Genomic DNA, 13,313 nt, shown 5'->3' on the forward strand with positions numbered 1-13,313 from the left:
TACGATGTGCTTCAAACCGCGTCCACCACGCGGGAAAGCCCCGGCCTGGGGACGGCAGGCCGGGGCTTTCGTACAGCGGGACGACCGGATTACCCGCGAGGGGCACGGGGCGCCGGGCGGCCGGAGGGCCTCAGACGCGCATCGGCTGCGGCGTCTCGCGGCGACCGGCGTCCGGGCCGGGGTACTCGCGCAGGATCTCGTACCGCGTGTTGCGCTCCACGGGCCGGAAGCCCGCGTCGCGGATCAGGTCCAGCAGATCCTCACGGCCGAGCTTGTTCGGGGTGCCGTAGTCGTCCGCGTCGTGCGTGATCTTGTACTCGACGACCGAACCGTCCATGTCGTCGGCGCCGTGCTGGAGCGCGAGCTGCGCCGTCTGCACGCCGTGCATCACCCAGAACACCTTGACGTGCGGGACGTTGTCGAAGAGCAGCCGGGAGACCGCGAAGGTCTTGAGGGCCTCCGCGCCCGTCGCCATCGACGTCCGCGCCTGGAGGGTGTTGCGGACCTTGCCGTCCTTCATGTCCACGAAGTCGTGCTGGTAGCGCAGCGGGATGAAGACCTGGAAGCCGCCGGTCTCGTCCTGCATCTCACGCAGCCGCAGCACGTGGTCGACGCGGTGACGGGGCTCCTCGATGTGCCCGTACAGCATCGTCGCCGGGGTCTTGAGACCCTTCTCGTGCGCCAGACGGTGGATGCGCGACCAGTCCTCCCAGTGGGTGTTGTGGTCGACGATGTGCTGGCGGACCTCCCAGTCGAAGATCTCCGCGCCGCCGCCGGTCAGGGACTCCAGACCGGCCTCGATCAGCTCGTCGAGGATCTCGGAGGCCGAGAGCCCGGAGATCGTCTCGAAGTGGTGGATCTCCGTCGCCGTGAACGCCTTGAGCGCCACCTCGGGCAGCGCCTCCTTGAGCGCGCTGAGCGAGCGGGGGTAGTAGCGCCACGGCAGGGTGGGGTGCAGCCCGTTGACGATGTGCAGCTCGGTGAGGTTCTCGCCCCGCATCGCCTGGGCGAGGCGGACGGCTTCCTCGATGCGCATCGTGTACGCGTCCTTCTCGCCCGGCTTGCGCTGGAACGAGCAGTAGGCGCAGGACGCGGTGCACACGTTGGTCATGTTGAGGTGACGGTTGACGTTGAAGTGGACGACGTCGCCGTTCTTCCTCGTGCGCACCTCGTGGGCCAGCCCGCCGAGCCAGGCCAGGTCGTCGGACTCGTAGAGCGCGATCCCGTCCTCGCGGGTCAGCCGCTCGCCCGCCCGGACCTTCTCCTCCAGCTCGCGCTTGAGTCCCGCGTCCACTAGGGCGCCTCCCATGTCTCTGTGCAACGGATCCGGCAGCCCACGGTACTCCCCCGCCTTCCTGGTCACGGCACCCCCATTGCCGCTCCGCGTCACTCCTCCTCGGGGAGCTCCCCGACCCGGTTCTCCCACTTGGTGGAGAGCACCACCGTCGTACGGGTCCGGGAGACGCCCTTGGTGCCGCTGAGCCTGCGGATGGTCTTCTCCAGCCCGTCCACGTCACCGACCCGCACCTTGAGCATGTACGAGTCGTCGCCGGCGATGAACCAGCAGTCCTCGATCTCGGCGAGGTCCTTCAGGCGGTGGGCGACGTCCTGGTGGTCGGCGGCGTCCGAGAGCGAGATGCCGATCAGCGCGGTGACGCCGAGTCCCAGCGAGGCGGAGTCGACGGTCGCGCGGTAGCCGGTGATGACACCGGCGGTTTCCAGCCGGTTGATGCGGTCGGTGACGCTGGGCCCGGAGAGCCCGACGAGCCGCCCCAGCTCGGCGTACGAGGCCCTGCCGTTCTCTCTGAGGGCCTGGATGAGCTGCCTGTCCACCGCGTCCATATGACTGAAACCTTCCATTGTTCAGCAGTACCGCGAGCTTACGTGTAGAATCTAAGGCACAACAGGGTCAGGCCCTGTAAATCTTTCTCATCATCCAAGAAACGCATTCGAATCTTCAGGAGTGACTGTCACCGTGTACTCGATCGAGATGGCCTACGCCCGGATGCGCGAGCTGCAGGACCTGGCCAACCGCTCGCGTGCCCACCAGCCCGCCGCCGCCCACCGCGTCGACCGCACCCGCACCCCGCGTGTGAGCAGGAAGAAGGCCTGACCCCGCCGGGTCAGCCCCGGGAGGCGCCACCGAGCTCCCCCTCCCACCGGCGGTACAGCTGGTGCGGCACTCCCGCCGCGTCCAGCACCCGCCCCGCGACGAAGTCCACCAGGTCCTGGATGTGCGTCGCCCCCGCGTAGAACGCCGGAGAGGCGGGCAGCACCACGGCGCCCGCCTCGTCGAGCGCGACCATCTGCTTCAGCGTCGAGCCGCTGAGCGGTGTCTCGCGCACGGCCACGACCAGCCTCCGCCGCTCCTTGAGCGTCACGCTCGCGGCCCGCTGGAGCAGGTCCTTAGAGAGCCCGAGCGCCACCCCGGCGACACATGCCGTCGACGCCGGGACGATGAGCATCCCCTTCGCCGGGTACGACCCCGAGGAGGGCCCCGCCGCCAGATCGCCGGCCGCCCAGTGGCGTACGCCGTCGATGTCCGGCCGGAAGGTGTCCGGCTCGCCGTCCGCGCCCCGCGCGAGCCAGCTCCGCAGGTCCTCCTGCCAGTGCGCGTCGCGGAAGGCGATCCCCGTCTCGTCCAGGAGCGTCAGCCGCGAGGCACGGCTGACCACCAGATCGACGCTCTCCCCGGCGGCCAGCAGCCCGCGCAGCACAGAAGCCGCGAAGGGTGTGCCCGATGCGCCCGATACCCCGACAATCCAAGGCCTGCGCTGCTGCTCACTCGTCGAAGTCGTGGCTCTCACACCGCCGAGCCTATCCGGCACCCCGCCCCAGGAACTGAGCCAGGGGCTCCGCACGTTGCCACCGATGAGGGAACAGCCATGGACAGGGGGTGGCCATGACGGCCACACGCACGAGCGCCACCGCACGAGCCGTCACGGCCGGCGTGGTCATGGTCGCCTGGGTCGCGCTGCTGTGGCTGCTGGAAGGCATCGACGCGGCGACGGGCAACTCCCTGGACACCTACGGGGTCAGCCCGCGCGAGCCGGCCGAGCTGGCGGACATCGTGCCGTCCGCCTTCCTGCACAGTGGCTGGGAACACGTGGCCTCCAACAGCGTCCCGCTGCTGGTCCTCGGCTTCATCGCGGCCCTCGGCGGGATACGCAGGTTCGCCGCCGTGGTCCTCGTGGTGATCGTGACGTCCGGCCTCGGCGTCTGGCTCACCGCACCGCCGAACACGGTGACGCTCGGCGCGTCCGGCGTGGTCTTCGGCCTCTTCGGCTACCTGCTGGTCCGCGGCTTCGTGGACCGTCGCCCTCTGGACATCGTCCTCGGCGTCATCATCGCAGCGGTCTACGGCTCCCTGCTCTGGGGCGTGCTGCCGACCGACTCGGGCATCAGCTGGCAGGGCCACCTCTTCGGCCTGACGGGCGGGGTGGTGGCGGCGTTCGCCTTCCGCCGCCCCCGTCGCCCCCGGGAGCCCGGCGGCTACGTCACGGTGTGAGGCCCCGCACCAGCAGGTCGAGGAGCGCGCAGGCGAAGAGCGCGATCCCGATGAAGCCGTTGACCGAGAAGAAGGCCCGGTTCAGGCGGGACAGGTCGTGCGGCCGCACGACCCGGTGCTCGTACACGAAGGCCACGGAGACGATCGCCATGCCGATCCAGTAGAAGATCTCCGCGTCCGTCGCCAGTCCGAACCACACCAGGAGCCCGGTCGTCACCACGTGGCAGACCCGCGCGCCCCACAGGGCGGCCGGGATGCCGAAGCGGGCGGGGAAGGAGAGCACTCCGTGGGCCCGGTCGGCCCGCACGTCCTGGCAGGCGAAGATCAGGTCGAAGCCACCGATCCAGATGCCGACGGCCAGTCCCAGGATCACCGCGTCCCACGACCAGCTCCCGGTCACCGCCAGCCAGGCCCCGATCGGCCCGATGGCCTGGGCGAGACCCAGGATCGCGTGCGGGAAGTTCGTGAACCGCTTGCCGTACGGGTAGACGATCATCGGTACGACAGCGACCGGCGCCAGGGCCAGGCAGAGCGGGTTCAGCAGGGCCGCGGCGCCCAGGAAGACGACGAGCGCGACGAGGGCGCCGGTCCACGCCGACTTCACCGTGACCGCACCGGTGACCAGCTCCCGGCCCTCCGTACGGGGGTTACGGGCGTCGATCTCCCTGTCGATGATCCGGTTGGCGGCCATCGCGAACGTCCGCAGTCCGACCATCGCGAGGGTCACGAGCAGCAGCGTGCCCCAGTGGATGTTCCCGTCCAGCTGGAACATCGCGGTGAGCGCGCCGATGTAGGCGAAGGGCAGCGCGAAGACCGAGTGCTCGATCATCACCAGCCGCAGGAACGCGCGGGGCTTGCTGCGCGGCTGCGGGACAGCCGCCGCCGAGGCCGATGCACTCACAGGCCGTACTCCTTCCACCGGCGGTCGACCTTCGCCGCCGTCTCCGGGTCGGACTCGACCATCTCCGGCCAGCCCCCGTCCCGTGTGTACCCCTCCTCGGGGAGCTTGCGCGTCGCGTCGATGCCCGCCTTCCCACCCCAGAACTGCTGGTAGGAGGCGTGGTCGAGGTGGTCCACCGGGCCCTCGGTGACCGTCAGGTCCCGGGCGTAGTCGGTGTTCCCGAGCGCCCGCCAGGCGACCTCGTGCAGATCGTGGACGTCGCAGTCGGAGTCCACGACGACGATGAGCTTGGTGAGCGACATCATGTGCGCTCCCCAGATGGCGCTCATGACCTTCTGGGCGTGCTTGGGGTACTTCTTGTCGATCGAGACGATCGCGCAGTTGTGGAAGCCCCCCGCCTCGGGCAGGTGGTAGTCCACGATGTCCGGCACGATGATCTTGAGGAGCGGCAGGAAGAACCGCTCGGTGGCCCGCCCCAGCGGACCGTCCTCGGTGGGCGGCCGGCCCACGACGATGGACTGGAGCAGAGGGCGCTTCCGCATCGTCACGCAGTCGATCTTCAGCGCGGGGAACGGCTCCTGCGGGGTGTAGAAGCCGGTGTGGTCGCCGAAGGGGCCCTCGGGCAGCATCTCGCCCGGCTCCAGCCAGCCCTCGATGACGACCTCGGCCTGGGCCGGGACCTGGAGCGGGACCGTCCTGCAGTCGACCATCTCGATCCGCTTGCCCTGGACGAAGCCGGCGAAGAGGTACTCGTCGATGTCTCCGGGCAGGGGCGCGGTGGAGGCGTAGGTGACCGCGGGCGGTGCGCCGAACGCGATGGCGACGGGCAGCTTCTCACCGCGCTTGGCGGCGACCTGGTAGTGGTTGCGGCTGTCCTTGTGGATCTGCCAGTGCATCCCGATGGTGCGCTTGTCGTGGCGCTGCAGCCGGTAGAGCCCGAGGTTGCGGATCCCCGTCTCCGGGTCCTTGGTGTGCGTGAGGCCCAGGTTGAAGAAGGAGCCGCCGTCCTCGGGCCAGGTGAAGAGCGCGGGCAGCTGGTCGAGGTCCACGTCGTCGCCGGTGAGGACGACCTCCTGCACGGGGGCGCTCTCGGACTTCACCTTCTTCGGCGGGAGGTGGGACACGGCGCCGAGCTTCCCGAACGCCTCGCGGATCCCGACGAAGCCCTGCGGCAGCTCCGGCTTGAGGAGACCGCCGATCTTTTCGCTGATCTCGGCGTAGGACTTCAGCCCCAGCGCCTTGAGCAGTCGCCGGTCGGTCCCGAAGACATTCATGGCCAGGGGCATGGACGCCCCCTTGACGTTCTCGAAGAGCAGGGCCGGGCCACCGGCCTTGTTCACCCGGTCGACGATCTCGCCGACCTCCAGATACGGGTCGACCTCGGCCTTGATGCGCTTGAGATCGCCCTCGCGCTCCAGAGCTCGGAGCAGGGAGCGAAGATCGTCGTAAGCCATACGGTCAAGTATCGGACACCCGCTACCCTGGGCCCGACAGCGGGGGCGGTCCGTGCGCCTCCTCACCTCACCTCGGGGGATCTTGCACGATGCTCAGGGCCCTGATCTATCTCCTGCCGCTGGCGCTGACGATCTTCGCGTTCATCGACTGCCTGAACACCCCGGAGGACGAGGCGAAGCACCTGCCGAAGGTGGCCTGGGTCTTCATCATCCTGCTGTTCTGGATCGTCGGCCCGATCGTCTGGCTCGCAGCCGGGAAGATGCGCACCGTACCGGCGGACGGCCGGACGCCCTCGGAGTGGCACCGCAGGCACCGCACCACCTGGGTGGCTCCCGACGACAACCCTGACTTCCTCAGGTCGCTGAAGGACGAGAACAAGAAGGACGAGTCGCGCCTCGAGGACTGGGAGGCGGACCTGCGCCGCCGCGAGGAGGACATGAAGCGCCGGGAGAGCGGCGGACCCGAGGACACGGCTCCGCCGACGGCCCCCTGAGGCCGTCCGTCACTTCATGGGCCCGCGGACCGGCCACCGCGGGTTCACGGGGACAGCAGTCGTCCCAGCCTGTCCAGCAGGGGCAGCAGCGCCGTGCGCTCCTCGGGGGTGAGGGCTTCCAGTGCGCCGTGCACGACACGCATCTCGGCGCGGATGCGATGCGCCAGCTCGGTGCCCTCCTCCGTGCGGGAGGCCACCTTGGAGCGGCGGTCGCCGGGCGCCGGGGTGCGCGTCACCAGACCGCGGACCTCCATGCGGCCGATGAGGCCGGTCGCGTTGGACGCGTCGCACACCAGATGACTGGCCAGCGCGCTCATGGGCATGGGTTCTGTGAGGGCGATCAGCGCCCGGGCCTGTGAGGTGCTCAGACCGTGGCGGCCGGCGACGGCGGTGAGGTCGTCGTGGTGGCCGCGGACGACGACGGCGAGGGGTTCCAGAAGTTCGTCCGGCGTAGGGACGGCGCGGGGTGCCGGTTCCTTCGTCATGGTCGGTCATCCTTCGATCGGTACGCGTGGTCCGGAGGCCCGGAACCGGCCGCCGCGTACCCGCATTCATTTGACATGCTCAACTTTGACCCGTTACATGAACGGTATTGCTTGAGCATATCAAGCTTCATGTTTCACGCGTTGTACGTCCCGCGTCTCGTAGGGAGCACCCCCATGCCTTCCGTACTCTTCGTCCTCACCGGTGCCGACCACTGGACCCTCAGCGACGGCACCACCCACCCCACCGGCTTCTGGGCCGAGGAACTCGCCGCCCCGCACCGCGTCTTCACCCAGGCCGGCTTCGACATCACCATCGCCACCCCGGGCGGCGTCGCCCCCACCGTGGACGCCGCCAGCCTCGCCGCCGAGGCCAACGGGGGCCAGGAGCAGGCCGACGCCGTGGCCTCGTACCTGGCCTCGATCGACGAGACGCTCCGCATCCCGGCCCGGCTCGAGGACGTGGTGCCCACGTCGTACGACATCGTCTTCTACCCCGGCGGCCACGGCCCCATGGAGGACCTGGCCGTCAGCGAGGTGTCCGGCCGTCTGCTCACCGCGGCGCTGGACTCCGGCACCCAGGTGGGCGTCCTGTGCCACGCGCCCGCAGCCCTCCTGGCCGCCCGTCGCGAGGACGGCGGCTGGCCGTTCGCCGGCTACCGCATGACGGGCTTCAGCAACGCCGAGGAGACCCAGGCCGGCTTCGCCGAGAAGGCGCCCTGGCTGCTGGAGAGCCGTCTCACCGAGCTCGGCGCCGACTACGCCGCCGCCGAACCGTGGGCGGTGCACACCGTGCACGACCGCAATCTGCACACCGGCCAGAACCCCGCCTCCTCCGAGCAGCTGGCCCGCGAGATCATGGCGGCCCTGTGAGCGCCGCCGCGCCCGTGCGGGAAGCCCCCGCCGACGTCGTCGCGCGCCTCCGAGCAGCCTTCCGCACCGGACGCACCCGGGACCTCGCATGGCGCACGGACCGGCTGACCCGGCTGCGCGCCCTGCTCACCGAGCGGGGTGACGAGCTGGCCGAGGCGCTCCACGCCGACCTGGGCAAGAGCCGCAAGGAGGCCTACCGGACCGAGATCGACTTCACGGTCCGCGAGATCGACCACACCCTGGAGCACCTCGCGGAGTGGTTGCGTCCCGAGCCGGCCCCCGTCCCGGCGGCCCTCGCGAAGGCGACCGCGAGCACCGTGCAGGACCCGCTCGGCGTCGTCCTCGTCATCGCGCCCTGGAACTACCCGGTGCAGCTGCTGCTCGCGCCGGTCGCCGGAGCGCTCGCCGCGGGCAACACCGTGGTCGCGAAGCCGAGCGAGCTGGCGCCCGCCACCTCCGCCGCCCTGGCCCGGCTGCTGCCCGAGTACCTGGACGGTGACACGGTCACCGTGGTGGAGGGCGGGGTCCCGGAGACCACCGCGCTGCTGGCCGAGCGGTTCGACCACATCTTCTACACCGGCAACGGCACGGTGGGCCGCATCGTGATGACGGCCGCTGCCCGCCACCTCACCCCGGTCACCCTGGAACTGGGCGGCAAGTCGCCCGTGTTCGTCGACCGCGACACGGATCTGAGGACGGTGGCCGCCCGGCTCGCCGCGGGGAAGTTCCTCAACGCCGGCCAGACGTGCGTCGCCCCCGACTACGTCCTGACCGACCCGGAGACGGCCCCGGCCCTGGCCGACGCGCTCGCCGCGGCGGTCGAGTCCCTCTTCGGGCCGGACGCCTCGGCCCACCCGGAGTACGGGCGGATCGTGAACGAGCGTCACTTCGACCGGCTCGTGGGCCTCCTCGGCTCCGGCCGTACGGTGACGGGCGGTACGCACGACCGCTCCACGAAGTACATCGCGCCGACGGTGCTGGCCGATGTGGCGCCCGACGCACCCGTGATGGGCGAGGAGATCTTCGGCCCCGTGCTGCCGGTCGTGACGGTCGGCGGCCTCGACGAGGCCATCGCCTTCATCAACGACCGGGACAAGCCGCTGGCGCTGTACGCCTTCACACAGAACCCCGCCGTGCGGGAGCGGCTGCTGGCCGAGACCTCGTCCGGAGGGGTGGGCCTCGGCCTGCCGCTGGCCCACCTGACCGTGTCGGACCTGCCGTTCGGCGGGGTCGGTGAGAGCGGCATGGGCAACTACCACGGCCGGTACTCCCTGGAGACGTTCAGCCACCGCAAGGCTGTCCTGGACACCCCGCTCGGCTGACCGCGCACACGACGGGAGGGCGCGACCGACATCGGTCGCGCCCTCCCGTCGTACCCGGGTGTACCGGTCAGACTCCGGCGTAGGAGTGCTTGCCGGTGACGAAGATGTTCACGCCGTAGTAGTTGAAGAGCCAGCAGCCGAAGGCGATCAGCGCCAGGTAGGCCGCCTTGCGTCCCTTCCAGCCGGCCGTCGCACGGGCGTGCAGGTAGCAGGCGTAGGCGACCCAGGTGATGAAGGACCAGACCTCCTTGGGGTCCCAGCCCCAGTAGCGGCCCCAGGCGTCGCCCGCCCAGATCGCTCCCGCGATGATCGTGAACGTCCACAGCGGGAAGACGGCGGCGTTGATGCGGTACGAGAAGGTGTCCAGCGTCTTCGCGGCGGGCAGCCGCTCCAGGACGGAGGTGGCGAACCTCCCGGGCGTACCGCCGTTCGCGATCTTGTTCTCGTAGCTGTCCCGGAACAGGTAGAGCAGGGTGCCGACGGCGCCCAGGTAGAAGACCGCGCCGCAGATGATGGCGGTGGAGACGTGGATCCACAGCCAGTAGGAGTGCAGCGCCGGGACCAGCTGGTCGCTGTCGGTGTACAGCGTGGTGGTGGCGATACCGAGGTCCAGCAGGACGGTGGTGACCAGGAGAAGGCCGATCCAGCGGACGTTCTTCCTCAGCGCCAGGAGGATCAGGTACGCCCCGACCGCCACGGTGGAGAAGGTGATCGAGAACTCGTACATGTTGCCCCAGGGGGCCCGCTGCACCGACATGGCGCGCGCGACGACTCCGCCCGCCTGGACGGCGAAGGCGACGACGGTCAGGGAGACCGCGATCCGCCCCCAGAGGTCGCCCTTGAAGGTGCCGCCCGCCGCGCCGGGGCCGTCGGGGACGTCCCGGGTCCCCGCCGCCGAGCGCGTGACGACCTTGGGGCGCTCCAGCACGGCGGTGCCGCCGTCCTTCTGCGCGACCTGCACCTTCACCGCGGAGCCGGCGGTGGCCGGCCCGGTCAGAGCGGCGGCCGTGCGGCCGACCTTGCTGCGGCTGCCGAACACCCACTCCGCGATGTGCGCGAAGAAGGCCAGGGTGTAGACGGCCATCGAGGAGTAGATCAGCGTGTTGCTGATGTTCGCCAGATTCTCGTTGGTTGCGGCGGCGAGATTCACTTCTCAGCCCCTTCGGCAGGTGCTTCGGCAGATTGTCCGGGCTCGGTCCCGGGCGCCGGGTCGGGTGTGGGGTCGGGTGCGGTCGGCACGACGGTGTGGAGGGCGACGGCGAGGTCGCCCAGCTCCTCGGGGAGCTTCGCGGACTCGCTGCGGCCCAGGCCCGCCATCTCGACGACGGTGACGCCGTCCGCTCCCCGCACGGCCCTCACCCAGACCCGGCGGCGCTGGATGAAGAGCGATCCGGCGAGCCCGAAGATGGCGGCGACGGCGCCGCCGAGGGCCCAGCCCGCTGCGGGCTGGCGGGAGATCTGGAAGCTCGCCCATTCCTCGACGCTCTCGAAGGTGATCGAGCCGGCGCCGTCGGGCAGCTTCATGGTCTCGCCGGGGCGCAGCCGCTTCTTGAGCTTGTCGCCGTTGCTGTCCTTGAATTCCTTCATCTTGGACGTGTCGAGCTGGTAGACGTTCTGCGGCAGTCCGGAGTCGACTCCGAGGCTGCCGTAGTAGCCGTTGAGCGCGAGGACCGGGTAGTCGGCGCCGGGGTACTGCGAGAACATCGTGCCCTGGCCGTCACCGGCGAACGTCGGGACGAAGAAGGCCTGGAAGCCGAGCTGCTCCTTCTTGCCGCCGGCGTCCTTGTAACCGTCCATCACCTTGATCGCACCGGTTGAGGTGACGTTGTTGTCGATGGGCAGCAGGGGCACGGCGCTGCGGTAGACCTCCCTGCCCTTCCCGTCCTTGACGGAGATGACCGGGGCGTAGCCGTGCGCGTTGAGGTAGACCTTCGTGCCGTCGACGACGAGCGGCTTGTTGACCTCGATGACCTTCTTCTTCGGCTCACCGTCCGCACCCTCGGAGTACGTCACGCGGGCCTCGTAGGTCCGGGGTGTACCGCGCTGGGGTCCGTTGCGCTCGTACGTGCCGACGAAGTCTTCCAGGTCGAAGCTGAACGGGGCGAGGTCGTCGTTGTCGAAGAGCGAGCCGGACTTGAAGTCGTCGTACTGGGTGATCGTGTTGGCGAAACCGTCACCCTCGACGACCAGCTTGCCGCCCTCGGACTTGAAGAGCTGCCCTCCCGCGAACGCGACCAGCATGACGATCAGCGCGATGTGGAAGAGCAGGTTCCCGGTCTCGCGCAGATAGCCCTTCTCCGCGGCCACCGCGTCACCGGCCTCGTGCGAGCGGAAGCGCCGCTTGCGCAGGACGCGCAGCGCGGCCTCGCGGACCTGCTCGGGGTCGGCCTCGGTGCGCCAGGTCGTGTAGGCGGGCAGCCGGGTCAGCGTCCTCGGGGCGCCCGGCGGGCGGCCCCGCAGCTGGCCGACGAACTGGCCGGTGCGCGGGACGATGCAGCCGATGAGCGAGATGAACAGCAGGATGTAGATCGCGGAGAACCACACCGAGCTGTAGACGTCGAAGAACTGCAGCTTCTCGTAGAGCGGGGTGACCGCGGTGTGGGCTTCCTTGAAGGTCTGCACCTTCAGTTCGTCCACGCTGTTCTGCGGGATCAGCGAGCCGGGGATGGCGCCGAGCGACAGCATGAAGAGCAGGATCAGGGCGACCCGCATGGACGTGAGCTGCCGCCAGAACCACCTGGCCCAGCCGATCACACCCATGGCGGGTACGGAGGAGGCGGACTCCTCGCGCGGGGCGGTGGAGAGTTGTGCTCCTGCCTCGCCGAGGTCGCGCTCCTCCGTGGTGTGCGTGTTGCTCATGGACTCAGATCCCTACAGTGAAGCCGTTGGACCAGCTCTGCGTCTGCTGGACGAGCGCGTCCCAGGCGCCCGTCAGCAGGAGCAGTCCGGTGACGATCATCATGCCGCCGCCGACCCGCATGACCCATGCGTAGTGGCGCTTGACCCAGCCGAACGCGCCGAGGGCCCGTCGGAAGGCCATCGCCGTGAGGACGAAGGGGACGCCGAGGCCGAGACAGTACGCCACGGACAGGATCGCTCCGCGGCCCGCGGTCGCCTGGTCGAAGGCGAGCGTGTTGACCGAGGCGAGGGTGGGGCCGAGACACGGCGTCCAGCCGATACCGAAGAGGGCACCGAGCAGTGGTGCGCCCGTCAGCCCGGTCACCGGCCTCTTGTGGATGCGGAACTCGCGCTGCGTCATCCAGGGCATGAGCCCCATGAAGAAGATCCCCATGAGGATCATGAGCACGCCGAGGACCTTGGAGAGCGTCCCGCTGTACCCCTGGAGCGTCTGGCCGAAGAAACCGAAGAGCGCGCCCCCGGACACGAACACGACGGTGAACCCGAGCACGAAGAGCGAGGCCCCGGCGACGGTCCTGCCCCGCCGGCGCTCGGCCAGATCGGCGCCGCTGACCCCGGTGACGTAGCTGAGGTAGCCGGGCACCAACGGCAGGACGCACGGCGAGAAGAAGGAGACGAGACCGCCGAGCAGGGCGATGGGCAGAGCCACTATGAGGGCCCCGTCGGCGACCGTGTCGTTTCCGCCGGCGACAGCGGCCAGCTCGAGCACCGGAGTCACTTCTCGGCGACCAGCGGATCGATCATCTCGCGCAGTTTCGTGGCGTCGAGCGCGGCGAGCGAACGGGCGGCGAGCTTCCCGTCCCGGTCGACGACCACGGTCGACGGGATGGCCTGCGGGTTCAGCGTGCCCTTCGGGAAGCGCAGGAGCAGCTTCCCGGTCGGGTCGTAGAGGCTCGGGTAGGTGATCCCGAAGTCCTCCTCGAAGTTGACCGCGAGGGATTTCTGGGCGTCCCGGGTGTTGACCCCGACGAACTGGACGCCCTGGCCCTCGGTCGCCTTCGCGACCTTCTCGAAGTGCTTGGCCTCGGCGCGGCAGGGGCCGCACCACGATCCCCAGAAGTTCAGGACGACGACCTTGCCCTTGTAGTCGGCGATGTCGAGGTCCTCGCCGTCCAGCGTGGTGCCGTCGAGCTTCGGCGCGTCGGTGCGTTCGCCCTTGGCGACGGTGGAGACGCCTCCGCTGCCGGTCACGAAGTTCGTGTTGCCGCCGCCGCCCGCCTTGGTGCCGTCACCACTGCACGCGGACAGGGTCAGCGCGCCGGCCACGGCGGTGGCGGCCAGCAGGGTGAAGCGGCGTCGGGGTGCGCGGCCAGAGCTCATGTGAAAAGTTTCGCATGGCAGTTCCGGGGATCTTGCGCAC

General features: G+C 69.7%; 15 protein-coding genes. 5 read left to right on the forward strand and 10 right to left on the reverse strand.

What is annotated here, in order from left to right; all coding sequences use genetic code 11:
- Window positions 1–130 precede the first annotated feature (130 nt).
- Together mqnE and ACFUNE_RS34035 are read right to left on the reverse strand one after the other, a co-directional pair.
- A complete protein-coding gene (gene mqnE, locus ACFUNE_RS34030) occupies window positions 131–1,294 on the reverse strand; it encodes an aminofutalosine synthase MqnE (protein ID WP_103760160.1) in 1,164 nt (387 codons plus the stop codon).
- 92 nt (window positions 1,295–1,386) lie between these two features.
- Window positions 1,387–1,842, reverse strand: a complete 456-nt coding sequence (locus tag ACFUNE_RS34035) for an Lrp/AsnC family transcriptional regulator (RefSeq protein WP_329229967.1) — start codon at window positions 1,840–1,842, stop codon at window positions 1,387–1,389.
- Window positions 1,843–1,963: 121 nt separating this feature from the next.
- Here ACFUNE_RS34035 and ACFUNE_RS34040 point away from each other — a divergent pair, with 121 nt between their 5' ends.
- Window positions 1,964–2,113 (forward strand): hypothetical protein, encoded by a 150-nt coding sequence (locus ACFUNE_RS34040; RefSeq protein ID WP_383576337.1) that lies wholly within the window; start codon window positions 1,964–1,966, stop codon window positions 2,111–2,113.
- 10 nt (window positions 2,114–2,123) lie between these two features.
- On the opposite strand, the gene ACFUNE_RS34045 is transcribed toward ACFUNE_RS34040, so the two are convergent.
- On the reverse strand, window positions 2,124–2,807 hold the full coding sequence (locus ACFUNE_RS34045) for a UbiX family flavin prenyltransferase (protein WP_383576120.1): 684 nt from the start codon (window positions 2,805–2,807) through the stop codon (window positions 2,124–2,126).
- A gap of 95 nt (window positions 2,808–2,902) precedes the next feature.
- Here ACFUNE_RS34045 and ACFUNE_RS34050 point away from each other — a divergent pair, with 95 nt between their 5' ends.
- Complete coding sequence (locus ACFUNE_RS34050) at window positions 2,903–3,508, forward strand: rhomboid family intramembrane serine protease (RefSeq protein ID WP_383576123.1); 606 nt, start codon at window positions 2,903–2,905, stop codon at window positions 3,506–3,508.
- Here the strand turns inward: ACFUNE_RS34050 and mqnP are convergent.
- Both mqnP and ACFUNE_RS34060 read right to left on the reverse strand, forming a co-directional pair.
- On the reverse strand, window positions 3,498–4,409 hold the full coding sequence (gene mqnP, locus ACFUNE_RS34055; protein ID WP_383576126.1) for a menaquinone biosynthesis prenyltransferase MqnP: 912 nt from the start codon (window positions 4,407–4,409) through the stop codon (window positions 3,498–3,500). The two genes, ACFUNE_RS34050 and mqnP, sit on opposite strands and share 11 nt — an antisense overlap.
- A complete protein-coding gene (locus tag ACFUNE_RS34060) occupies window positions 4,406–5,863 on the reverse strand; it encodes a menaquinone biosynthesis decarboxylase (RefSeq protein WP_383576129.1) in 1,458 nt (485 codons plus the stop codon). The genes mqnP and ACFUNE_RS34060 overlap by 4 nt, the downstream gene beginning before the upstream one ends.
- Before the next feature lie 89 nt (window positions 5,864–5,952).
- Between ACFUNE_RS34060 and ACFUNE_RS34065 the strand changes: the two genes are divergently transcribed.
- Window positions 5,953–6,357 (forward strand): PLD nuclease N-terminal domain-containing protein, encoded by a 405-nt coding sequence (locus tag ACFUNE_RS34065; protein ID WP_383576132.1) that lies wholly within the window; start codon window positions 5,953–5,955, stop codon window positions 6,355–6,357.
- A 44-nt stretch (window positions 6,358–6,401) separates the two neighbouring features.
- Here ACFUNE_RS34065 and ACFUNE_RS34070 read toward each other — a convergent pair whose 3' ends face one another.
- Window positions 6,402–6,842: a MarR family winged helix-turn-helix transcriptional regulator gene (locus ACFUNE_RS34070; protein ID WP_383576135.1), complete on the reverse strand. Its 441-nt coding sequence runs from the start codon at window positions 6,840–6,842 to the stop codon at window positions 6,402–6,404.
- A 174-nt stretch (window positions 6,843–7,016) separates the two neighbouring features.
- On the opposite strand from ACFUNE_RS34070, the gene ACFUNE_RS34075 reads away from it, so the two are divergent.
- Window positions 7,017–7,712 (forward strand): type 1 glutamine amidotransferase domain-containing protein, encoded by a 696-nt coding sequence (locus ACFUNE_RS34075; RefSeq protein ID WP_383576138.1) that lies wholly within the window; start codon window positions 7,017–7,019, stop codon window positions 7,710–7,712.
- The gene (locus tag ACFUNE_RS34080; RefSeq protein ID WP_383576141.1) at window positions 7,709–9,034 is read left to right on the forward strand and encodes an aldehyde dehydrogenase family protein; all 1,326 of its coding nucleotides are present in this window, start codon (window positions 7,709–7,711) and stop codon (window positions 9,032–9,034) included. Before ACFUNE_RS34075 ends, ACFUNE_RS34080 begins: the two co-directional genes overlap by 4 nt.
- A gap of 67 nt (window positions 9,035–9,101) precedes the next feature.
- On the opposite strand, the gene ccsB is transcribed toward ACFUNE_RS34080, so the two are convergent.
- Genes ccsB through ACFUNE_RS34100 form a run of 4 tightly spaced genes read right to left on the reverse strand, consistent with a single transcriptional unit; the run spans window position 9,102 to window position 13,273 of the window.
- A complete protein-coding gene (gene ccsB / locus ACFUNE_RS34085) occupies window positions 9,102–10,184 on the reverse strand; it encodes a c-type cytochrome biogenesis protein CcsB (protein WP_383576143.1) in 1,083 nt (360 codons plus the stop codon).
- Entirely contained in the window at window positions 10,181–11,893 is a 1,713-nt protein-coding gene (locus ACFUNE_RS34090) for a cytochrome c biogenesis protein ResB (RefSeq protein ID WP_383576146.1), read from the reverse strand. The genes ccsB and ACFUNE_RS34090 overlap by 4 nt, the downstream gene beginning before the upstream one ends.
- A gap of 4 nt (window positions 11,894–11,897) precedes the next feature.
- Entirely contained in the window at window positions 11,898–12,671 is a 774-nt protein-coding gene (locus ACFUNE_RS34095) for a cytochrome c biogenesis CcdA family protein (RefSeq protein WP_383576148.1), read from the reverse strand.
- Window positions 12,668–13,273, reverse strand: coding sequence for a TlpA family protein disulfide reductase (locus tag ACFUNE_RS34100; RefSeq protein ID WP_383576151.1), 606 nt, complete (start codon window positions 13,271–13,273; stop codon window positions 12,668–12,670). Before ACFUNE_RS34100 ends, ACFUNE_RS34095 begins: the two co-directional genes overlap by 4 nt.
- Window positions 13,274–13,313 lie beyond the last annotated feature (40 nt).

It is taken from the genome of Streptomyces sp. NPDC057287, assembly GCF_042667905.1.
Lineage (GTDB): Bacteria > Actinomycetota > Actinomycetes > Streptomycetales > Streptomycetaceae > Streptomyces.